Source organism: Thioalkalivibrio denitrificans (assembly GCF_002000365.1).
Lineage (GTDB): Bacteria > Pseudomonadota > Gammaproteobacteria > Ectothiorhodospirales > Ectothiorhodospiraceae > Thioalkalivibrio_A > Thioalkalivibrio_A denitrificans.
In genome coordinates, this window is the sequence record NZ_MVBK01000040.1 from 55482 (window position 1) to 77033 (window position 21552).

Consider the following 21552-nt stretch of genomic DNA (forward strand, 5'->3'; position numbering starts at 1 on the left):
GCGCGCTATACCAAGGCGTCAGTTCCCGAGCAGGCCGGCCTCGCGGAAGTAGCGCTTGGCGCCCTCGTGCATGGGGGCGGAGAGGCCCTGTCCCACCATGGATTCCTTCTCAAGTACTTCAAATGCAGGGTGCATCCCCTTGAAAGCACTAAAGTTCTCGAACACCGCCTTGACCAGATGGTAGACGGCATCCTCGGAGGTGTCGGTGGAGGACACCAGGGTGGCGCCCACGCCGAACGTCTGGATGGAATCCTCATGTCCCGGGTACATGCCGCCCGGAATGGTGGCGCTGAAGTAGTAGGGCGTCGCCTCCACCAGGCGGTCGATGACCTCGCCTTCCACCGGGATGATCCGGGCGTTGCAGGTGGCGATGGGCTCCTGGATCGCGGCGGACGGATGCCCGACGGTGAACAGCACCACGTCGATACGGTTGTCGCACAGCGCCTGGCCCTGTTCGCGGGACGGTAGTTCCGAGGCCAGCGAAAAGTCAGACATGCTCCAGCCGTATTCCTCCATGAGGCGTTCCACGGTGCCGCGCTGACCGGAGCCGGGGTTGCCCACGTTCACGCGCTTGCCCAGGATCTCCTCGAACTTCGTGATGCCGCTGTCGGGGCGCACCAGGACCGTGAAGGGCTCCGGGTGCAGGGAGAACAGCGCACGCAGAGACTCATGCGGACCGGCTTCCTCGAAGCGATCGCTGCCGTGATAGGCATGGTACTGCCAGTCGGACTGCACCACGCCCAGGTTCATCTCGCCCTGACGGATGGCATTGAGGTTGAACACCGACCCGCCGGTGGATTCGGCGTTGCAGCGAATGCCGTGTTCACTCGTGCCCCGATTCATGAGTCGGCAGACGTTCTGGCCCGTCGGATAGTACACGCCGGTTACACCGCCGGTGCCGATGGTGAGGAAACGTTCCTGTGCCACCGCCGTGGTGCCCAGCGACACGAGGGCGGTGGCGAGCAGGGTGCCGGTAAGCAGGCCTTTCAGACTCGGTGTATTCATGGTTGCTGGTCTCCTTGGATAAACCGTGCTGCCGGCCCTGCCGGCTGCCAGATGAATGGACACAGAATATGGGGCCGGATTCTGCCGGCAAGCGCAAAATACAGTATAATTTCCGTCTTTTTTCCGGACACCATACCAGACGTCCTCCCGGGAGTGTACGCAATGTTTTCCATCCAGATGGGTATAGCAGGATATGACGAAGAACTGTGGCAGGCCATTGAAGGCGAGGCCCGCCGACAGGAGGAACACATCGAGCTGATCGCCTCGGAAAACTACGCCAGCCCCCGGGTCATGGAGGCGCAGGGCTCCGTGCTCACCAACAAGTACGCCGAAGGTTATCCCGGCAAGCGTTACTACGGCGGGTGCGAGTACGTGGACGTGGCGGAACGGCTCGCCATAGAGCGCGTGAAGGAACTGTTCGGTGCCGACTACGCCAATGTGCAGCCCCACTCGGGTTCCCAGGCCAATGCGGCCGTGTACATGGCGCTGCTCAACCCCGGCGACACCGTGCTCGGCATGAGCCTGGCCCACGGCGGTCACCTGACCCACGGCGCCAAGGTGAATTTCTCCGGCAAGCTCTATAACGCCGTGCAGTACGGCATCGACGACGAGGGCTACATCGATTTCGACGAAGTGGAGCGCCTCGCTGTGGAACACAAGCCGAAGATGATCATCGGCGGCTTCTCCGCCTATTCCCGCGCGATCGACTGGCAGAAATTCCGGGACATCGCCGACAAGGTCGGCGCCTGGCTGCTGGTGGACATGGCGCACGTGGCCGGTCTGGTGGCGGCGGGCGTCTACCCGAGCCCGGTACAGATCGCCGACGTGACCACCTCCACCACCCACAAGACCCTGCGCGGTCCGCGCGGCGGCATCATCCTCGCGAAGAGCAACCCGGACGTCGAGAAGAAGCTCAACTCGTTGGTGTTTCCCGGCACGCAGGGCGGCCCCCTGATGCACGTGATCGCCGCCAAGGCGGTGGCCTTCAAGGAGGCCCTGGAACCGGAGTTCAAGACCTATCAGAAGCAGGTGGTCGCCAACGCCCGCACCATGGCCGCCACCATCATGGAGCGCGGCTACAAGGTGGTGTCCGGTGGCACTGACAACCATCTCTTCCTGGTGGACCTGATCGACAAGGGCCTGACCGGTAAGGCCGCCGACGCGGCGCTGGGCGCCGCGAACATCACCGTGAACAAGAATGCCGTGCCCAACGACCCCCAGTCGCCCTTCGTCACCAGCGGCATCCGCATCGGCACCCCCGCCATCACCACCCGCGGCTTCGGCGAGCAGGAATCCCGCGACCTCGCCAACTGGATCTGCGATGTACTGGACGATCATGAGAACGCCACAGTTATCGAGTCCGTAAAGGCGAAGGTGTTGGATATCTGCGCCCGATTCCCCGTCTACGGTCAATGAGGAGCATCAGGTACAAAGTACAGGATACAAGGGGAAAGGGGTTTAACCCCTTGTACCTTGTTCCTTTACCCTTGTACCTGCCCTGACCATGCGGTGCCCTTTTTGCGGAGCCCCCGATACCCGGGTGATCGACTCCCGCCTCGCGGGGGAGGGTGATCAGGTGCGCCGGCGCCGTGAGTGCCTGTCCTGCTCGGAGCGTTTCACCACCTACGAAAACGCCGAGCTCAACATGCCCCGGGTGGTCAAGCGCGACGGTTCCCGGGAGCCGTTCTCCGAGGAGAAACTCAAGTCCGGCATGTTGCAGGCGCTGGAGAAGCGCGCCGTCTCCACCGACCGGGTGGAAGAGGCGGTGGCGCGCATCAAGCGAAAGCTCCTCGGGCAGGGGGAGCGCGAGGTGCCCTCCAGGCGGGTCGGCGAGTGGGTCATGGAGGAACTGCGCGGCCTGGACCAGGTGGCCTACATCCGCTTTGCCTCCGTCTATCTCAGCTTCGCCGACGTGCAGGCCTTCCGCGAGGTCATCGAACGCCTGGAAAAGGACCCCACGCCCGAGATGCGCAAGCACCAGATCCCGCTGCTGGGTGAGGAGGATGAGCATGGGCAGGGTTGACGGGAAAGGCAATGGACAGGATTGACAGGATGTTTTCAGGATTAACAGGATATTCTTGATGAAAAATGCTTTTTAACATCCTGTAAATCCATAAAAATCCTGTTCATCCTGTCCATTGCCTTTCCTGTCAATCCTGTCCATTAACCTTGCCAGACATGACCACCGAAGCAGACCACCGTTACATGGCCCGGGCGCTGGTGCTGGCGCGGCGGGGGCTGTACACCACGGACCCGAATCCGCGGGTGGGCTGCGTCATCGTGCGCGACGGCGAGGTGGTGGGTGAGGGGTTTCACGTGCGCGCCGGGGAGCCTCATGCGGAGATCCTGGCCCTCCGGCAGGCCGGAGAGGCGGCCAGCGGGGCGACGGTCTACGTGAGCCTTGAGCCCTGCGCCCATCACGGCCGCACCCCGCCGTGTGCCGATGCCCTCGTGGCGGCCGGCGTGGGGCGCGTGGTGGCGGCCATGCGGGACCCCAATCCCCGGGTGGCCGGGGAAGGTCTGGCGCGGGTGGCCGCCGCAGGGATCGGCACTACCTCCGGAGTTCTGGAAAACGAGGCGCGTGCCATCAATCCGGGGTTCGTCAGCCGCATGGAGCGGGGACGGCCCTACGTGCGCGTGAAGCTGGCCATGAGCCTGGACGGGCGCACGGCCATGGCCTCGGGAGAGAGCCGGTGGATCACCGGGGAAGCGGCGCGGCGCGAAGTCCAGTTCTTGCGTGCCCGGGCCGGGGCCATCCTGACCGGATCGGGCACCGTGCTCGCCGACGACCCGCGGCTGGATGTGCGCCTCAGCGCGGAGGACTTGGGTATTGAGGGCCCGGTGCGCCAGCCCCTGCGGGTGATCCTGGACACGGCGCTGGCGTGTCCGTCCGCGGCACGACTGCTGGACACCGGTGGCTCCGTCCTGCTGCTCACCGGCAAGCAGGACAGTGCGCGTCATGCGCCGCTGCAGGCCCGGGGGGCAGAGGTGGTGACGTTGCCCTTGGCCCAAGGGCGGCTGGACCTGCGCGCGTTGATGGCGCTGCTGGCGGAGCGCGAGATCAACGAGGTGCACGTGGAGGCCGGCCCCCGGCTGTCCGGCGCCTTGATGGAGGCCGGACTGGTGGATGAACTGGTGATCTACATGGCCCCGCACCTGATGGGCAGCGCCGCCCGGGGCCTCATGGAACTCGGGCTTGAGACCATGGACGAGCGTATCGCGCTCAAGATCGAGGACATCCGCGCCGTGGGCGAGGACTGGCGCATCACCGCGCGGCCGATTGGAACACCTTGAATGGACAGGATGAACAGGATTTCTCAGGATTAACAGGATCACTTTAAGTTAAAGAATTTAATTAACATTTATTAGTAGTATCCTGTAAATCCGGAAAAATCCTGTCAATCCTGTCCATTAAGCTCTTAACAGAGAGAACCAGAGCCATGTTCACAGGCATCATCCAGGCCGTCGGCGAGATCGCCGCCATCGAACCCAGGGGTGGAGACTCCCGCCTTCGGGTGCGCACGGGCAAGCTGGATCTCTCCGACGTGCGTCTCGGCGACAGCATCGCCGTCAACGGCGTGTGCCTCACGGCGGTGGACCTGCCGGGTGACGGATTTGCGGCGGACGTGTCGGGGGAGACGCTCTCGCTCACCACACTCGGTGCCTTGAAGTCCGGTGATCCGGTGAACCTGGAAAAGGCCCTGATGCCCACCACGCGTCTCGGCGGACACCTGGTCAGCGGCCACGTGGACGGCGTGGGGGAGGTGCTGGCAATGCGCGACGACGGGCGCTCGGTGCGCTACGATATGCGCGCCCCGGAGGGGCTTGCCCGCTACATCGCACCCAAGGGTTCCATTTGCGTGGACGGCGTGAGTCTCACGGTAAACAGCGTGGACGGTGCGGTGTTCTCTGTGAACATTGTGCCCCACACCCGGCAGGAGACCACCTTCAGCACCTACCGGGTGGGCACCCGGATCAATCTCGAGGTGGACCTGATCGCCCGCTACCTGGAACGGCTGCTGCTCGGGGACAGGGCGGCCCAACCCGGCTCGCGCCTGACAGAGGCCTTCCTGGCGGAGCACGGGTTTCTCGGGAAGGCATAAAATGGACAGGATTGACAGGATGTTTCAGGATTAACAGGATTTTATGGTTTAAAAACAATTCTTAATATCCTGTTAATCCTGGAAAATCCTGTTCATCCTGTCCATTGCTTTTCACGTATTCACCATGATCACAGCACCCGGATGACCATGCCCTTCAACAGCACAGAAGAGATCATCGAGGACCTGCGCCAGGGGCGCATGGTGGTCATCCTGGATGACGAGGACCGGGAGAACGAGGGCGACCTGCTAATGGTGGCCTCCCTGGTGCGCCCGGAGGACGTGAATTTCATGGCCCGCTACGGGCGCGGCCTCATCTGCCTGACCCTGACCCGGGAACGCTGCCGGCAGCTTCGGCTGCCGCTGATGGTCAACGATACCAACGACCAGCACGGGACCAATTTCACGGTGTCCATCGAGGCGGCGGAAGGCGTGACCACCGGGATCTCCGCCTACGATCGTGCCCATACCATCCGTACAGCCGTGGCCCCCAATGCGAAGCCCAGCGACCTGGTTCAGCCCGGGCATGTGTTTCCCCTGATGGCCCGGCCGGGCGGGGTGCTGGTGCGCGCCGGGCATACGGAGGCCGGCTGCGATTTCGCGCGCCTGGCGGGATTCGAGCCCGCTGCGATGATCGTGGAAATCCTCAACGAGGACGGCACCATGGCACGGCGCCCGGACCTGGAGCGTTTCGCCGCCGAGCACGGACTCAAGATCGGCACCATCGAGAACCTGATCCGTTATCGCATCGAGAACGAGAAGAGCGTCGAGCACGTGGCCGAAACACCCTTTCCGACGGAGTTCGGCGAATTCCGCCTGCACGCCTTCGAGGATGCGATCGACAAGGAACTGCACTTCGTTCTGGTGATGGGTGACATCCGCGGTGAAGAGCCGACGCTGGTTCGGGTGCACGTGGAACATACCCTGTGCGACGCGCTGGCCTACAATGGCCCCCAATGCGGCTGGCCGCTTCGCGACGCGTTGTCGCGGATTGCGCGGGCGGGCAAGGGCGTGGTGGTCATCATCCGCAAGCGCGAATCCTCCCGCGAACTGGTACGACGCATTCGGGATATGGCTATTGCGGGGGGAAAGGCCGAAGAAGCTTCCCACCATACGGAGCCGGCGGAACTGCGTACCCACGGTGTTGGGGCCCAGATCCTCGCCGAACTGGGTGTGCGCAAGATGCGCCTCCTTTCGGCCCCGAAACGTTTCCACGGTCTCGGCGGCTTCGGTCTGGAGGTTGTGGAGTATGTGAATGACTGATTCAAAATTCAAAGTTCAAGATTCAAGATTCAAGATTCAAGGCGGTGCGCAGCACTGAGTTCTAGTATCTTTTACCTCTCGGTTCCCATACTGGACATGAAATGAATAACATCGAAACCATCGAAGGGGATTTCACCGACGCTGCAGGCGGCCGTTACGGTATCGTGCTGGCGCGTTTCAACAGCTTCATCGTCGAGCGCCTGCTGGAAGGCACAGTCGACACCCTGCGCCGCCACGGGGTCAAGGAGGGGAGCCTGACCGTTGTGCGTGTGCCGGGGGCCTACGAGTTGCCGCTGGCGGCCCAGGCCATGGCGAAGTCGGGCAAGTACGACGCGATCATCGCGCTGGGTTGCGTGATCCGGGGCGCCACACCGCATTTCGACTACGTGGCGGGCGAGAGCGCCAAGGGCCTGGCGGCAGTGTCCATGGAATCCGGCCTGCCGGTGGCCTTCGGCGTACTCACCACGGACACCATCGAACAGGCCGTGGAGCGTGCAGGCACCAAGGCGGGCAACAAGGGAGTCGATGCCGCCATGGGTGCCCTGGAGATGGTGAGCCTGATGAAACGGCTCAAGGGCTGATCTTGTCCTCCACCCACGCACGCCGTCTCAGTCATGCGCGCCGACAGGCCCGGAGAGTGGCCATGCAGGCCCTCTACCAGTGGCAGATGACCGGCTACGAACCGAAGGACATCCTGCTCCAGTATCGGGAAGACCCCGAACTGGACAAGGCGGACAAGGACTATTTCCGGGAGCTGTTCCTGGGTGTCACCGACGAGGCTGTCGATCTCGATGAACTGCTCTCCGGCCACATGGATCGCGGTGCGGCGGAACTGGATCCGGTGGAACGTGCCATCCTGCGGGTGGCCGCGTTCGAGTTGAAGGAACGCATGGATATCCCCTACCGGGTCGTCATCAACGAGGCGGTGGAGCTGACCAGGAAATTCGGCGCCACAGAGGCCCACAAGTTCGTCAATGGTGTACTGGACAAGCTGGGACGGCAGCTTCGCGGCCCCGAGGCGGGATGAAGGCAAATCCGGATTCAAGATTCAAAATTCAAAATTCAAGGGAAAGGCAAGCCCGGCGTCGCCGCAAGCCGAGACGACTGCCGGGACACCCCCTTGAATCTTGAACATTGAATCTTGAATCGTCCTTTCCGTGTCCGAATTCGATCTCATCCGAAACTACTTCACCTGGCCCGCTTCCCGCGAGGACGTGACCCTGGGTGTGGGTGATGACGGGGCGCTGCTGCGTGTGCCGCCGGGCCAGGAACTGGTGGTCTGTGTCGACACCCTGGCGGCGGGCGTGCATTTTCCCGACGAGACTCCCGCTGATGCCCTGGGACACAAGGCCCTTGCGGTGAACCTGAGCGATCTGGCTGCCATGGGTGCGGAGCCGGCCTGGGCGACGCTGGCGCTGACCTTGCCGGCGGCGGATGAAGACTGGGTGGGGGCGTTCAGTGAAGGATTCCGGTCACTTGCAGAGGAGTACGGAGTGGCCCTCGTCGGTGGTGATACCACGAGAGGCCCGCTGAGCATCACCGTGCAGGTGATGGGTTTCGTGCCACGGGGGCACGCGCTGCGCCGCGACGGGGCGCGCCCGGGAGACGGCATTTACGTGACCGGTACGCTGGGCGATGCGGCACTGGGCCTTCGCCACTGGACGCAGCGCACCACGGACGGTCCGCACGTGCATGCGTTGCTGGCACGGCTCATGCGGCCCGTGCCCCAAGTCGCCGCCGGGCTGGCCTTGCGCGGCCTCGCCGGGGCGGCCATCGACCTGTCAGACGGGCTGCTCGCCGATCTCGGTCACGTGCTCGACGCGTCCGGTACGGGGGCCGCCATCAACCTGGCCCAACTGCCCCTCTCCGATGCCTTCCGTGCGGTGAGCGGCGATGCGCCGGACTGGTCGCTGCCGCTTTCCGGGGGTGATGACTACGAACTGCTGTTCACCCTTGCACCGGATATGGAAGCAAGGGCGCGGGAGGTGCTGCCTGTGCCCTTCACGCGCATCGGTACGATCGAGGCGTCGCCCGGCATTCGTGTCACGGACGGGGAAGGGCAGCCGTTTTCGCCCTCCCGTAGCGGCTACCGTCATTTCAACTGACACGCGCGTCCCCACGACCAAAAGCGGATCAGCACACATGCCCCGAGTCGAACAACCGCCGGCACGTACCGTATTGACCGATCCGGTGCACTTTCTCGCCTTCGGATTCGGCTCCGGCCTTTCACCCTGGGCGCCCGGCACCGCAGGCACGGTGGCGGCCATTCCCGTCTACCTGCTGCTCCAACCGCTGCCCCTGTGGGCTTACCTTCTGGCCACGCTGCTGGTCATCCTTGCGGGCTTCTGGCTTTGTGGCGTCAGTGCCCGGCGGCTCGGTGTTCACGATCACCCGGGCATCGTCTGGGACGAGATTGCCGGCTTCCTGGTCACCATGATCGCGGCGCCCGCGGGCTGGTGGTGGGTGGTCATCGGGTTCGTCCTGTTCCGGTTTTTCGACATCGTCAAGCCGTGGCCGGTGCGCTGGGTCGACCGGCGTATGCACACGGGGGCGGGCATCGTGCTGGACGACGTAGTGGCGGGAATCTATGCACTGGCGGTCATGCAGTTGCTGGCCTGGTGGCTGGTTTAGGGTTATAACCGACCGCGTACCCTCGGTGTTTACGGCAGGGAATGGACACATGACCCGCGTTCGTGCGCTGACCGCCCTGGTGGCTGCACTGATCCTGATGCTGGCAGGCCCGCTTCAGGCCAGGGACCTGCTCGTCCTGGGGATCTTCCCGGACCGCGCGCTGATCCAGGTGGACGGTGAGCGGCACGTGTTGCGTGTCGGCGAGGCGACCGACCACGGCATTCGCCTGCTGTCCACCGACAGTCGGGCGGGGCATGTGACGCTTGAGGTGGCGGGGCAGCGACGGCAGGTGGCCCTGGGCAGCCGTGCAGGGGGCGCCTTCCAGCCGCGCCAGAGTTCGCGGGCGCAGATCTATCCCAACTCGGCCGGAGCCTATACCACCACCGGCAGCGTCAACGGCCGGACCGTCACCTTCCTGGTGGACACGGGCGCCACCTCGGTGGCGATGAACAGCAACGAGGCCCGGCGCCTGGGCATCGATTACACCCGCGGCCATTTGACCCAGGTCCACACGGCCTCCGGAACGGCCTTCGCGTACCGCGTCACGCTGGACCGGGTGCGGGTGGGCGATATCGAGCAGCGCAACGTGGAGGCCATGGTCGTGACCGGGGATGCTCCGCGCATCGCCCTGCTGGGCATGAGCTTCCTCAACCGGGTGGAACTGCGCAACGAGGGGCAGGCCCTGATCCTCGAGCAGCGTTTCTGAGCGCGCCGCGACCGGCTGTTGCGCTGCCGGCGCGTCCTTCCAGGAAATTCATCCCTCGCGGATGTGCAGATGTCCGGTTTCGAAAGTGCGCTGATGTTCCGGGTGAACGCCGGTCGCCAGCGCCGCCTCGCGCGCGACCTGCACAAACGACGCCGGACCGGCAATGAACGCGTAGCGATCCGCCGGACGGCTGATCCCCTGCAGTGCGTTGTCCAGAAGGGACCTGAGCGACCGTGCGTCAGATCCCGATTCCCACTCCAGGCCCCGGTAGTGGAAATTGTCGATGGCATCCTGCCATGCACGGCACAGGTTGCCCTGGTAATGCCCTGTCGAGTTGTTGGCCACCCACAGGAGGTCGATGTCCTCGGTGTTCTCCTGGGCGAGCACATGTTCCACCAGACTGCGCACCGGTGCGAATCCGGTATCGGCGGCCAGGAACAACAGTGGACGCGGTTTCTCATCGGGCAGTACGAAATCACCGAAAGGACCGTGCACTTCCACCGTATCCCCGTTGCGGGTCTGTTCGAAGCAGTGCCGGACGAACGGATCATCATCCTGCGCGTTCAGGTGCAGTATCAGGTTGCGGTCGTCGCACGGGCAGTTGGCAAGCGGCTGCGTGGTGGACACGGCACCGTTGTCCATTTCCAGCTGCACATGCTGCCCGGCGAGGAAACGAAGGCGCCGGGTGCGCGGTGTCTGAAGGCGCATGATCAGTACATCGGGATTCGGGCGCTCGGTGCCGCGCACCGTGGTGGAGATGTCCTGCATCGGGATCTGGTCGGGGTGCTCGGCGACGTTCGTGTCCACCACCAGATCCGACTCCGGCGTGACCGAACACAGCAACGCATAACCCGCGAGCTTCTCTGTTTCGGTGAGTGCGTAGTCATGCGCCCGGACCTTTTTCACCTGCCCGGACACCACCCGGGCCCGGCAATCGCCGCAGCTGCCGTTGGTGCATCCGTAGCTGATGGCGATGCCGGCACGCAGTGCCGCTTCCACGACGGTTTCCTCTCCTTCCACCGGGAAGCTGTGGTCACCGGAAACGAGTCGGACGGTCCAGGAACTCATGGTTGGTTGCTTGGTTGTAGACCCATGACAGTGTATCACCCGGCATGCTGCGGGTTGTCCGTGCGGCCCGAAAGACGGTCTGCGAGACGTTCATGTACCGCCAGCAGGGCGGGAATCACCAGCAGCACCAGCAGCGTCGCGACGCCGAGGCCGAAGACGATGGACACGGCCATGGGAATCAGGAACTGGGCCTGCACGGATCGCTCGAACAGCAGGGGCGTGAGACCCGCGATGGTGGTGAAAGACGTCAGCACCACCGCACGCAGGCGTTGGCAGGAGGCCTCCACGATGGCCGTTTCGCGGCCCATGCCCTCTTCGCGCAGGGACTGGTAAAAACTCACCAGGATGATGGAGTTGTTGACCACGATGCCGGTCAGACCGAACAGGCCGAACAAGGACAGGATGGTCAGCTCCAGGCCCATGAGCCAGTGGCCCACCAAGGCGCCCAGCAGCCCGAAGGGTATGATGGCCATCACCACCAGCGGCCAGCCGTAGGAGCCGAACACCCAGGCCAGCACCAGGTAGATCATGACCAGGGCGAAGAACAGGCCCGTGCGCATGTCCCCGAGGGTTTCCGCCTGATCGGCCGCCCGGCCTTCGAAGGAATATTCCACGCCGTACAGTCGGTCAAGATCCGGCAGCACGTCCCGCGCCAGTTGCTCACGGATGCGCGCGGCGTTGTTCTGCGTGCGGTCCACCTCGGCGGAGACGGACACGGCGAGCCGCCCGTCCGCGTGGCGCAATGCCTCGAAGCCCTGCCGCGGCAGGAGTTCGGCCACCGTGTCCAGCGGCGCGACACCGCTATCCGGCAGCACCACCGCGAAACGCTCCAGTGTGGCCGTGCGATGGCGCTCCTCGTCCGGAAGCACCACGCGCACCTCGATCTCCTCGAGCCCCTCCTGGTAGATCTGCACCATGCGTCCGTCAAAGGCGGCGCGCAGCTGCCGGCCCAGGGATTCGATGGTGAGACCCAGCGCCAGACCCTCGGGCTTCAGCCGGTAGATCAGTTGTTCCCGCCCGAAGGGCATGTCGTCCTCGACCGCGTAGACGCCCGGGAAGTCGTTCAGTGCCTCCGCCAGATCCAGTGCGGCCAGCTTGAGGCGATCGGGATCCGCACCCGTGAGGCGCACGTCCACATCCCGTCCCGGCGGGCCCGTCTGACGCTCGGTGATGCTGAACAGTTCCAGGCCGGCGGGTTCGCGCACCCGTTCCCGCCAGGCCCGGATGAAGTCGGTGTTGCGCACGTCACGCCGGTCCGGTGAGACCAGTTCCACCAGGATCGATGCGAACTGATCGCCGGTCGGTCCCGCCACGCCGCCCTGGTCCACACCGCTGCCGAGGCGCACCACCACGTTGCGGATCAGGCCGCCGCCGAGGGCCTCCTCCGCATCGAACAGGGCCGCCTCGACCTGGCGCACGAAGGCCTCGACGCGCTGCGGCGGCGTGCCCGCCACGAAGTTCGCCGCGGCGTTCACCACGGTGCCCTCGGGGCTCGGAAAAAAGGTGAAGCCGATGCGTCCGCCGGCCATCAGACCAACGGACAGGATCAGCACGGCGACGGCACCGGCCAGGGTGGTGCCTGCGTGACCCACGGCGTACTGCACCGTTCGCCGGAAGCCGTGCTCCCGGAAGTGCTCGAAACGGGCGTCGAAGCGGGCGCGAAACGAGCCTTCCCGGGGCGGGCGGATCTTCTCCATGCTGTGCTTAAGATGCGCGGGCAGGATCAGGAAGCTGATGATCAGCGTGGCAAGGATCACGCAGACCACCACCACGGGGATGTCGAAGAGGATATTGCCGATGATGCCGCCGATGAGCATGAGCGGCACGAAGGCCGCCACCGTGGTGAGCGAGGCGGAGATCACCGGCGCGAACATGCGCCGGGCCCCGCGCTCGGCGGCCTGGGTGGGGGTCATGCCGCGCTGGTACTGGGTGTACGCGTGTTCGCCGACCACGATGGCATTGTCGACGATGATGCCCAGCGACATGATGAAACCGAACAGTGAGATCATGTTGATGCTGCCGCCCAGCAGCCACAGGACAAGAAAGGCGGCGGTAAAGGCCACGGGGATGCCGAGTGCCACCCGCAGCGCCAGGCGCCCGTTCAGAAACAGGAACAGGATCCCCAGGACCAGCAGCAGGCCGCCCAGGCCGTTCTTGAGCAGCAGCATGATGCGCTCGTGAATGAGTTCCCAGAACTGGTCGTAGAGGTGCAGTTCCACGCCCGGGGGCAGGGTGGGGGTGATCTCCTCGATCCAGTCCATGAGAATGCGCGAGGAGTGCAGCGCGTCGGCGGTTTCGGTGCGCTGCAACTGCATCTCCACGGCCGGACGCCCCAGGTAGCGCACCGACACCTGGTTGTCGCGGGGTCTGCGCTCGATGCGTGCGATATCCCCCAGGCGGATCAGGCCGCCTTCGGCGTCGGAGCGCAGGGGCAGGTGCTCGAATCCGATTTCCTCGCGGCGCTGTTCCAGGCTCCGCAACTGCCGCGCCGTGTCGTCCCGGCCCACCATGCCCGCCGGCAGGTCACGGGAGAGCGCGGCGATGCGGTCGCCGATGTCGTCCAGGCTCATGCCCAGGTCCAGACTGCGGGCCATGGGCACCTGGACGGCCATCTCCTCATCATGCAGACCCTTGAAGTCGATGCGCGCGATGCCCCGGTCAAGCAGCTGCTGCTCGAAGTCGCGCACCAGCGGGCGCAACTGGCGCATATCGTCCGGACCGGTGACCAGAAGCCGGGCAACCGGTTCGTAGCGGATCACGCGCGTGACGATGGGTTCCTCGGCCGCCTCCGGCAGGTTGCGCTGCTGCGCCACCAGGTCCCGGACCTGTTCGGTGGCCAGGGACATGTCCGTGCCGGACTCGAACTCCAGCGTGATGGCGGCCACGCCCAGCGCGGCGGTGGAGGTCATCTCGCGCAGGCCGTCCACGGTGCGCAGGTCCTGTTCCAGCGGGATGACGATGCCGGTCTCCACGTCCTCGGCGCTGGCGCCGGTCCACAGGACCCTGACGGTGACGAAATCCAGCGCGAAGTTGGGAAAGAACTGGGTATTGAGCTTAAGCAGCGCCCAGGAGCCGGCCAGCAGCATGATGGCCACCAGCAGGTTGGCGGCCACGCGATGGCGCAGGAACAGGCCGATGGGTCCGCGGGGGCGTGCCATGGTCAGTCGACGTCCGTTTCGATGCGCAGGCCGTCCACCGCATTGGGCAGGCGCGTGGTCACGAGCCTGTCGCCGTCACGAATCCCCGGGCTGTGCACCAGCACGCGTTCACGTCCTTCGGCGTCGATCCATTCGCCGCGCCGATCCACGGTCAGCGCGCGCATGCGCCCTTCCTCCTCCCGATAGACCCGGTCGGTACCGTACAGGGCCTCGAAGGGCAGGGCGATCACGTCGGCCTGTTCCGGCAGCGTCAGGCGCACGGTGAGGAAACGACCGAGGGGCGCGTGCTCACCGCCCTCCACGATCCGGAACAGACCCTCCACACCGGCCCCCGTGGCGGGGGCCTCGCCGGCCAGGCGGGTGAGTTCCATGCGCACCTCCGCCCTGTCGATCTCGCCCCGGGCCGTGAGCGTTTCGCCGGCTTCCAGTGCGGTGCGAACCATGGGCAGGTACAGGGCGGGGATGCGTGCGCGCACCTCCAGGGCCCTGGCGTCAAACAGGGTCACCAGCACGTCACCCACCCGCACCCGGTCGCCGGGGGCGACGGCCAACCGGGCGATGCGTCCGTCGAACGGGGCGCGCACGCGAGTGCGCTCCAGATTCAGCCGCGCGTCCTCCAGTTGCGCCTCGGCGCGCTGCTCACGGGCGGCGAGTTGCGCCATGCGGGCATCGAAGTCCTCCAGGGCCAGGCGCCGCGTGTTCACCGCCAGGGCCTGCTGCTCGTATGCCCGCCGGGCGTCGTCCAGGGCACTCAGGCTGCCCGCGTCGCGGGCCAGCAGGTCACGGGCGCGATCCACGTTGCGCGCAGTCAGTTCCAGCAGGGCCTCGTCGTGGCCCAGGGCCTCCCTGTCACGCACATGCCTGAGTCGCTCCGCGGTGATCTGGGCGCGGATATCGGCAAGATCCGCCTCCCGCTGCATGACCTGCAGGGCCGTCTCGCGCTCATCCAGCCGGACCAACACGTCATCTGCGGCGACCATGCGGCCTTCCTCGGCGGGCGTGTCGCGCACGTCCGCCTCCACCGCTGCGCGCAGGTTTGCGGTACGGGGTGTGGTCACGTGGCCGTAGAGCTGCAAAGCGGGCGACAGCGTTTGCGGCGAGACCACCTCGGAATCGACCCGCCAGACCCGTTCGGCCACTTCCATGGGCGGGCTTTCGGGGGCGGTGGCCCGAAGGATCAGGAAACCGGTGATGCCGGCCGCCAGGATGAGCAGGGGCAGCAGGGCACGGAAAGGGCGGGGCAGGGTCATGAAAAAAGCGCTTCCTTGAGACGTGCAGGTCTTGGAATTCTTGCGGTTCAGGGTGCAGAGGCGACTCCCACAGTGACGGTGTCACGAAGGAAGCGCAGAGACAAGATACAAGATGCCAGAGACAAGTGGAAAAGCCGCTCTGGATTTTTCTTGCATCTTGCCTCTTGTATCTTGCCTCTGGAGCTCTACTACCCCATCAGTGCGACGCTCTTGATCAGTGCATAGACAGGTTGCCCGGGCGCCAGATTCAACTGAGCGGCTGCCCGGGTGGTGATTTCGGCCAGCAGCAGCTGGCCGTCGGCGGTGCGTGAGGCCACCAGGCTGCGGTGGTCCCTGAGCGGATCGATCCGCTCGATCGTCACCCGGAGATGGTTCTGGATGCTGATCCGTTGCGGATCGTCCAGCGCCAGGCTCACGTCCCGGGCCAGGATCCGCAGGCGCCCCGTGCCGCCCGACGGCCGGTCGTCCGGGCAGGCGACCCAGAGCCGCGTCCCGTTGGTCCCGAAAGGGCGCAGCCCCTCATCCGCCATGGGCCCGAGCGCCCCTTCCAGGACCGAGGCGGGGCCCTCGTCGGCAAACAGGGGCGAGTCCGCCCGGCCCAGCGCCTCGCGCAGGGTCTCGCTGCGTTCGATGCGTCCCTCGTGCATGAACACCACCCGATCGGCCAGGCGCTCCACCTCATCGGGGGCATGGGTGACCATGACGATGGGTACGCCGGCTTCCTTTGCGAGCCTGGAGAGGAAAGGCATGATCTCGCGCTTGGTCTGGGCGTCGAGCGCCGAGAGCGGTTCGTCCAGGAGCAACAGCTGGGGGCTGGTGAGCAGTGCCCGCCCCAGGGACACCCGCTGGCGCTGGCCGCCGGAGAGCCGGTCGATGGGACGTTCCAGCAATTCGGGGATGCCCAGCATGTCGGCCACTTCCGGCAGGTGCAGCCGACGCTGCGACTTCGGCGTGCGCTTGTAGCCGTAGAGCAGGTTGTCGCGTACCGAGAGATGGGGCAGGAGGCTGTGCTCCTGGAACACCAGGCCGATGCGCCGATGGTGCAGGGGCACGAAGTGCCGCCCCTCCTGCCACAGCCGATCACCAAAGCGCACGCGGGCACCGCGCACCCTTTCAAGCCCCGCAATGATGCGCAACAACGTGGTCTTGCCACAGCCCGAACGGCCGAACAGGGAGGTCACGCCGTCCAGGGGCAGATCCATGTCCACGTCCAGCGTGAAGTGATCCCGCGTCAGGCAGGCACGGACCGCGAGGCTCATATTCTGGCCACCCGGAAGCGCCGCGTGATGCCGTAGACGATGAACAGGGTGAGGAAGGAGAAGATCAGCAGCATGAGCGAGAGACGGTGGGCCGATTCGTAGTTCATGGCCTCGGTATGGTCGTAGATGAGCACGGAGAGCACCTTGGTCTCGCCGGGGATGCTACCGCCCAACATGAGAATCACCCCGAACTCGCCCAGCGTATGGGCAAAGGTGAGCGTGGCCGCCACCACGAATCCGCCCCTGGTGAGCGGCAGGATCACGGTCAGGAAGCGATCGATCGCATTGGCGCCCAGGCTGCCGGCCACCTCCACGGGGCGGCGCCCCAGATTGTTGAAGGCCTCGGTCAGGGGCTGCACGGCGAAGGGCATGGAGTAGATCACTGAGGCGATCAGGATGCCTTCGAAGGTGAAGGCCAGGTGATGCAGGCCCATGGACTCCAGGGTGCCGCCCACGAAGCCCCGGGGGCCGAGCACAATGAGCATGTAGAAACCAAGCACCGTGGGTGGCAGCACCAGGGGGAGGGCGACCACGGCCTGTACCGCCACCCGTGCCGCGGAACGGCCGCTGGACAGCCACCAGGCGATGGGCGTGGCGATGACCAGCAGGATGAGGGTGGTGTAGAGGCAGAGCTTGAAGGTGACTTCAATGGCCTGCCAGTCTTCCGGGCCGAGACCGAACATGGGATCCGCCTTCCTGTCGTCGTTGCAGTCAGTGGTCGGATGTCTGCCGGATGGCCTACCCGGGCATCACGAAGCCGTAGCGTTCCATGACGTCATGGGCTTCGTCGGTCTCCATGAACCGCACGAAGTGCGTCACCGCTGCATTCCCGCCGCCGCGCCGGGTGACGACATAGCCCTGGGTCAGGGGGTTGTGCAGCGAGTCGTCGATCAGGTGATGGGGATGCTCGGCCAGCGCCGGGAACAGGGCCAGGGACAGGGCGATGATGCCCACGTCGGCGGCACCGGATTCCACCATCTGTGCGGCGTGGGCGATGTTCTCACCGAACACCAGCCTGGGCTGCACGGCCTCCCAGACCCCGGCGGCCTCCATGGCTTCCCGGGCACGCAGGCCGTAGGGGGCGTGGGAAGGCTGGGCGATGGCGATGCGGCGGATGCGCTCGTCGGTCGCCAGGTCCCGGAGAGTGAGCTGAGAGGCGTCCAGCGTGTTGCTCCAGATGACGATGCGACCGATGGCGTAGACGGCGGGGTCTGTCACGGTCAGGTCCGCTTCATGGAGTCGCTGGGGAAACCGGATGTCGGCGGAGAAGAAGATGTCGTAGGGCGCCCCGTTCATGATCTGGGTGGTCATCTTGCCGGACGAGCCGTAGATGACCCGCACCGCATGATCCGGATGCCGTTCACGATAGAGGGCGATGATGTCGTCCAGGGCGAAGCGCAGATCGGATGCGGCCGCGATCGTGAATCGCTCGGCCTGGGCGGAGAACGACAGCATGGGCAGTGCGGCGATCAGCACGCTCAGGAACAGGCGTTTCAACGAGGTGTTCCGAAGATTCATTGATCCGGAGTGCAAGTGAATGGTCAGGTGTTGACGGCGAGCATCACGTGCGGCGCCTTGATCAGCGCACACACCCGGCTGCCCACCGCCAGCCACGGGGCGGCGAGCGATTCACTGGTCACGATGGCGGTCAGGACACGGCCCTCGGCGAGTCGCAGCTTCACCTCGCCGTTGACGGCGCCGTCGCGGGTCTCGATCACGGTGCCGCACAACCGGTTGCGGGCGCTGCATCTGAGGGCGGGGTTGTCCTCGGCCAGGATCACGCTGGAGGCGTCGAACAGCACCTGCACCTCGCCACCCTCCACCAGCCCCAGATCGCCCACCGCCGCGCGGGTGACGATGGCCACCACGTCCTGGCCTCCGCCGATGTCCACGGACACCTGGTCGTTGACCGCGCCAGTGCGTATCTCTCTGATGCGACCCTGGAAGTGGTTGGCGGCAGTGGTGCGCATGGACATCTTCCTCATGAATCCGACCACGTCCCCCAGGTCCGAGAGACGCTCTTCCAGTTGCTCCATGAAGCGGCGATAGGCCTCGTCGGCGGCCCGATAGTGATGAATGACCCGGTGCCCGAACCGGGTGAGCCTTGTCCCGCCACCTCGCTTGCCGCCCGCCTGCCTGATGACCAGGGGCTGTTCCGCCAGGTTGTTCATGGCCTCGACGGCATCCCAGGCGGCCTTGTAGCTCATGCCCATGGACCGCGCGGCGGCGGAGATGGAGCCCGTCTCACCGATGCGCTCCAGCAGCTCGATGCGCCCGGCACCCAGAAAGCCCCGGTCGCTCACGTTCAGCCAGAATCGTCCGTCCACGTGGGCCTTCATGCACCTGCCTCCATGGGGAATGCGTTATATATCGTCGTATATAACGATCATGTCAAGAAAACTTCCCGATCCCACGGTTCGTAGGCCCGATAAGGCATAGCCGCATCCGGCACCGGGCTTACTGGTAGATGCCTTGGGGGTGCGGCTTATTCCTGGATCCCGTGGGATTGTCTAGCCACAGAGGTCACAGAGGTCACAGAGAAGAAAAAGACACGCGGACCTGTAGGTCGGGCTTTAGCCCGACAGAGCGGTGTCCGACAGAGCCCCTGCGTCGGGCTGAACGAATCGCCGGGAGCGATTCGTCGCGTGAGCCCCCTTGGGGTGAGGCGCAGGGAGGCGCCGAACAAGCCCGATCTGCAGGTCCGAAAGTTTTTTTCTCTGTGACCTCTGTGTCCTCTGTGGCTAAATAGCCTTGAACCACCCCAAGCATTGCTACACGAACCACCGTCCATGCTCCGCCTGATTCTGCCCATCCTCCTGCTGCTCCTCGCTATCCCAAACGCCGCCAGCGCGCAGAATCCGCTGCCCGCCCAGATCAACCGCGTCATCCAGGCCCACGGCATGGATCCGCAACAGATCGGCGTCTGGGTGCAGCCGGTGAGCGGGGGGGAGCCGTGGCTTGCGCACAACCCCGATACCGCGCTCAATCCGGCCTCGCTGATCAAGCTCGCCACCAGTCTGGCGGCCCTGGAGGTGTTGGGGCCCGCGTATACCTGGAAGACCCGCGTCCATCTGGATGGCCCCGTGCAAGGGGGCGTGCTTCAGGGGGATCTGTGGCTCATCGGGGGCGGCGATCCCTTTCTGGTGACCGAGGAGTTCTGGAAGCTCACGGGCGCGTTGCGTCGTCTGGGCATCCGCCGCATTGAAGGGGATCTGGTCTTCGACCTGTCCTATTTCGAGCTTCCGGAGGAGACGCCCGCCGACTTCGACGGGCAACCTCACCGGGTCTACAATCAGCCGCCCCATGCGATGCTGGTCAATTTCAACGCGCTCCACGTGGAGGTCTCCCCGGCCATGGACGGGGAACGCGTGGACGTGGCCGTCGATCCGCCCCTCGACGGCCTGCGCGTCGACAATCGGTTGCGCCAGCGCGGCGGGCCGTGCGGGGGCTACCGGTTGGGTATCCGTTACCGGGTGCTGGAATCGGAGCCGGGCATTGCGGTGGACGGTCAGTTTCCCGGCGCCTGCGGGCGGCATCGTTTTGCGCGTACCGCTCTGACGCCGGAGGACTATGTCCACCGCCTGTTCACGGCCCTCTGGTCCCAGTGGGGCGGAGAATTCACGGGCGGTTGGCGTATCGACGAGTGGCCGCACACGGATCGGGAACCGGACCTGGTGCACGAGTCCCGCCCGCTGGGAGACCTGATCCGGCTGGCCAACAAACACAGCAACAACGTCATGACCCGGCACTTCAAGCTGACGCTGGGTGCGGAAACCCTGGGCGCGCCGGCCACGCCCGCGAAAGGCGTCAACGCCATTCTCGATTACCTGGATTCCAGGGGCATTGCCACGGAGGGACTGGTACTCGACAACGCGGCGGGGCTGTCCCGCCACAATCGCATCACCGCGCGGCAGCTGGCCGGTATCCTGCGCGCCGGGCGTGAGAGTCCCTTAATGCCGGAGTTCGTCTCGTCACTGGCGCTGGCGGGCATGGACGGAACCCTGCGCACCCGCTTCGAAGACGATCCCGCCACGGGGCGCATGCACCTCAAGACCGGTTTCCTGGAGGGCGTGTCGAGTGTCGCAGGCTACATAAAAACGGCCGACGGCGAGGACGTCATCGCGGTGGTCATGGCCAACGGGCCCGGCGTGCACTGGAGCACGGGCATCGAACTGCAGGACGCGGTGCTTCAGTGGGCGTTCAGCCGTTAGTCAAAGCCAAGAGCTGGTTCTTGCCACAGAGGTCACAGAGGGCACAGAGAAAATTCAGAAAAAGAAGCAACCGAGTTTGTTTGTCTTTCCCTCTGTGACCTCTGTGCCCTCTGTGGCTAAACGCCCTTAGCCCTTGGGCACAAACACCGGCGCCCCACCAGCCTCGCCCTGTACCAGGGGTTGGGCGTAGAGGCGTTCCAGCACCTGCAACTGCAGCATCTCATTGACGGGCCCCCAGCGGGCACCGCCGTCCTGGTAGAGCAGCAGGACGTGATCGCAGTGCCGGGCGGCGATGTTCACGTCGTGCAGGCTCATGACCGCGGCGCAGCCCTTGCTTACCCGCTTGCGAACGATCTCCAGCACGGCCACCTGGTGGTGCAGGTCCAGGTGGCTCACGGGCTCGTCCAGGAGGAAAAGCCGCGGGTCCTGGGTGAGTGCGGTGGCAATGGCCAGGCGCTGGCGTTCACCGCCGGACAGGGTGCCGACCAGACGCGACTCCAGGCCGGCCAGGTCGACCTGCTGCAGTGCCGCCCGTGCCATGGCCATGTCGTCGGCTGATTCCACGTCCCAGGGGCGCAGGTACGGATGACGCCCGATGAGTGCGGTCTCCAGTACGGTGGCGGGAAAACCGTCGTGATGATCCTGGAACACCAGGGCCGTTTGGCGTGCCACGTCGCGGCGCGGGATCCCGCCGAGCTTCCTGCCGTTAAGCCGTACACCACCTGAGCGCGGCGCCCGAAGCCCCGCCAGGGTATGCAGCAGGGTGGTCTTGCCGGCGCCGTTGGGGCCGAGGATGCCCCAGCACTGGCCCGATCGCACCTCGAACCTGAGCGCCGATCCGTCCGGCCTTCCCGGAATGTGGATGACGAGATCCTCAAGCTGCAGCAGTGGCTCGCTCATC

20 protein-coding genes are annotated in these 21552 nt (G+C 65.3%); 11 read left to right on the top strand and 9 right to left on the bottom strand.

Annotated elements, in window-relative coordinates:
- Nucleotides 1-18 precede the first annotated feature (18 nt).
- Nucleotides 19-1005, bottom strand: coding sequence for a TAXI family TRAP transporter solute-binding subunit (locus B1C78_RS07175; RefSeq protein ID WP_077278480.1), 987 nt, complete (start codon nt 1003-1005; stop codon nt 19-21).
- A gap of 162 nt (nt 1006-1167) precedes the next feature.
- Here B1C78_RS07175 and glyA point away from each other — a divergent pair, with 162 nt between their 5' ends.
- From glyA to B1C78_RS07225, 10 genes are all read left to right on the top strand, one after another.
- Complete coding sequence (gene glyA, locus B1C78_RS07180) at nt 1168-2421, top strand: serine hydroxymethyltransferase (RefSeq protein WP_077278481.1); 1254 nt, start codon at nt 1168-1170, stop codon at nt 2419-2421.
- Nucleotides 2422-2509: 88 nt separating this feature from the next.
- Nucleotides 2510-3028, top strand: coding sequence for a transcriptional regulator NrdR (nrdR, locus tag B1C78_RS07185; protein WP_077278482.1), 519 nt, complete (start codon nt 2510-2512; stop codon nt 3026-3028).
- 155 nt (nt 3029-3183) lie between these two features.
- Nucleotides 3184-4299 carry a bifunctional diaminohydroxyphosphoribosylaminopyrimidine deaminase/5-amino-6-(5-phosphoribosylamino)uracil reductase RibD gene (gene ribD, locus B1C78_RS07190; RefSeq protein WP_077278483.1) on the top strand — a complete coding sequence of 372 codons (1116 nt, stop codon included), beginning with the start codon at nt 3184-3186 and terminating at the stop codon, nt 4297-4299.
- A 146-nt stretch (nt 4300-4445) separates the two neighbouring features.
- Complete coding sequence (locus B1C78_RS07195) at nt 4446-5108, top strand: riboflavin synthase (RefSeq protein WP_077278484.1); 663 nt, start codon at nt 4446-4448, stop codon at nt 5106-5108.
- 147 nt (nt 5109-5255) lie between these two features.
- Entirely contained in the window at nt 5256-6368 is a 1113-nt protein-coding gene (gene ribBA, locus B1C78_RS07200) for a bifunctional 3,4-dihydroxy-2-butanone-4-phosphate synthase/GTP cyclohydrolase II (RefSeq protein WP_077278514.1), read from the top strand.
- A gap of 101 nt (nt 6369-6469) precedes the next feature.
- Nucleotides 6470-6949: a 6,7-dimethyl-8-ribityllumazine synthase gene (gene ribH / locus B1C78_RS07205; protein ID WP_077278485.1), complete on the top strand. Its 480-nt coding sequence runs from the start codon at nt 6470-6472 to the stop codon at nt 6947-6949.
- A 2-nt stretch (nt 6950-6951) separates the two neighbouring features.
- Complete coding sequence (nusB, locus tag B1C78_RS07210; protein WP_077278486.1) at nt 6952-7395, top strand: transcription antitermination factor NusB; 444 nt, start codon at nt 6952-6954, stop codon at nt 7393-7395.
- Between the two features lie 130 nt (nt 7396-7525).
- Nucleotides 7526-8473: a thiamine-phosphate kinase gene (gene thiL / locus B1C78_RS07215; RefSeq protein WP_077278487.1), complete on the top strand. Its 948-nt coding sequence runs from the start codon at nt 7526-7528 to the stop codon at nt 8471-8473.
- A gap of 37 nt (nt 8474-8510) precedes the next feature.
- On the top strand, nt 8511-8999 hold the full coding sequence (locus tag B1C78_RS07220; RefSeq protein ID WP_077278488.1) for a phosphatidylglycerophosphatase A family protein: 489 nt from the start codon (nt 8511-8513) through the stop codon (nt 8997-8999).
- Nucleotides 9000-9048: 49 nt separating this feature from the next.
- Nucleotides 9049-9705 (top strand): retropepsin-like aspartic protease family protein, encoded by a 657-nt coding sequence (locus B1C78_RS07225; RefSeq protein WP_245795348.1) that lies wholly within the window; start codon nt 9049-9051, stop codon nt 9703-9705.
- Between the two features lie 48 nt (nt 9706-9753).
- Here B1C78_RS07225 and B1C78_RS07230 read toward each other — a convergent pair whose 3' ends face one another.
- From B1C78_RS07230 to B1C78_RS07260, 7 genes are all read right to left on the bottom strand, one after another.
- Nucleotides 9754-10773: a 2Fe-2S iron-sulfur cluster-binding protein gene (locus B1C78_RS07230; protein WP_077278489.1), complete on the bottom strand. Its 1020-nt coding sequence runs from the start codon at nt 10771-10773 to the stop codon at nt 9754-9756.
- Between the two features lie 35 nt (nt 10774-10808).
- A complete protein-coding gene (locus B1C78_RS07235) occupies nt 10809-13931 on the bottom strand; it encodes an efflux RND transporter permease subunit (RefSeq protein ID WP_077278490.1) in 3123 nt (1040 codons plus the stop codon).
- 2 nt (nt 13932-13933) lie between these two features.
- The gene (locus B1C78_RS07240; protein WP_077278491.1) at nt 13934-15181 is read right to left on the bottom strand and encodes an efflux RND transporter periplasmic adaptor subunit; all 1248 of its coding nucleotides are present in this window, start codon (nt 15179-15181) and stop codon (nt 13934-13936) included.
- Between the two features lie 188 nt (nt 15182-15369).
- Nucleotides 15370-16440, bottom strand: coding sequence for a molybdenum ABC transporter ATP-binding protein (gene modC, locus B1C78_RS07245; RefSeq protein WP_077278492.1), 1071 nt, complete (start codon nt 16438-16440; stop codon nt 15370-15372).
- Nucleotides 16437-17123 (bottom strand): molybdate ABC transporter permease subunit, encoded by a 687-nt coding sequence (modB, locus tag B1C78_RS07250; protein ID WP_077278493.1) that lies wholly within the window; start codon nt 17121-17123, stop codon nt 16437-16439. The genes modC and modB overlap by 4 nt, the downstream gene beginning before the upstream one ends.
- A gap of 55 nt (nt 17124-17178) precedes the next feature.
- On the bottom strand, nt 17179-17958 hold the full coding sequence (gene modA / locus B1C78_RS07255; RefSeq protein ID WP_077278494.1) for a molybdate ABC transporter substrate-binding protein: 780 nt from the start codon (nt 17956-17958) through the stop codon (nt 17179-17181).
- A 23-nt stretch (nt 17959-17981) separates the two neighbouring features.
- The gene (locus B1C78_RS07260) at nt 17982-18779 is read right to left on the bottom strand and encodes a TOBE domain-containing protein (RefSeq protein WP_077278495.1); all 798 of its coding nucleotides are present in this window, start codon (nt 18777-18779) and stop codon (nt 17982-17984) included.
- A gap of 450 nt (nt 18780-19229) precedes the next feature.
- Here B1C78_RS07260 and dacB point away from each other — a divergent pair, with 450 nt between their 5' ends.
- Nucleotides 19230-20651: a D-alanyl-D-alanine carboxypeptidase/D-alanyl-D-alanine endopeptidase gene (gene dacB / locus B1C78_RS07265; protein WP_077278496.1), complete on the top strand. Its 1422-nt coding sequence runs from the start codon at nt 19230-19232 to the stop codon at nt 20649-20651.
- A gap of 126 nt (nt 20652-20777) precedes the next feature.
- Here dacB and B1C78_RS07270 read toward each other — a convergent pair whose 3' ends face one another.
- The gene (locus B1C78_RS07270; RefSeq protein WP_077278497.1) at nt 20778-21551 is read right to left on the bottom strand and encodes an ABC transporter ATP-binding protein; all 774 of its coding nucleotides are present in this window, start codon (nt 21549-21551) and stop codon (nt 20778-20780) included.
- Between the last annotated feature and the right edge of the window lies 1 nt (nt 21552).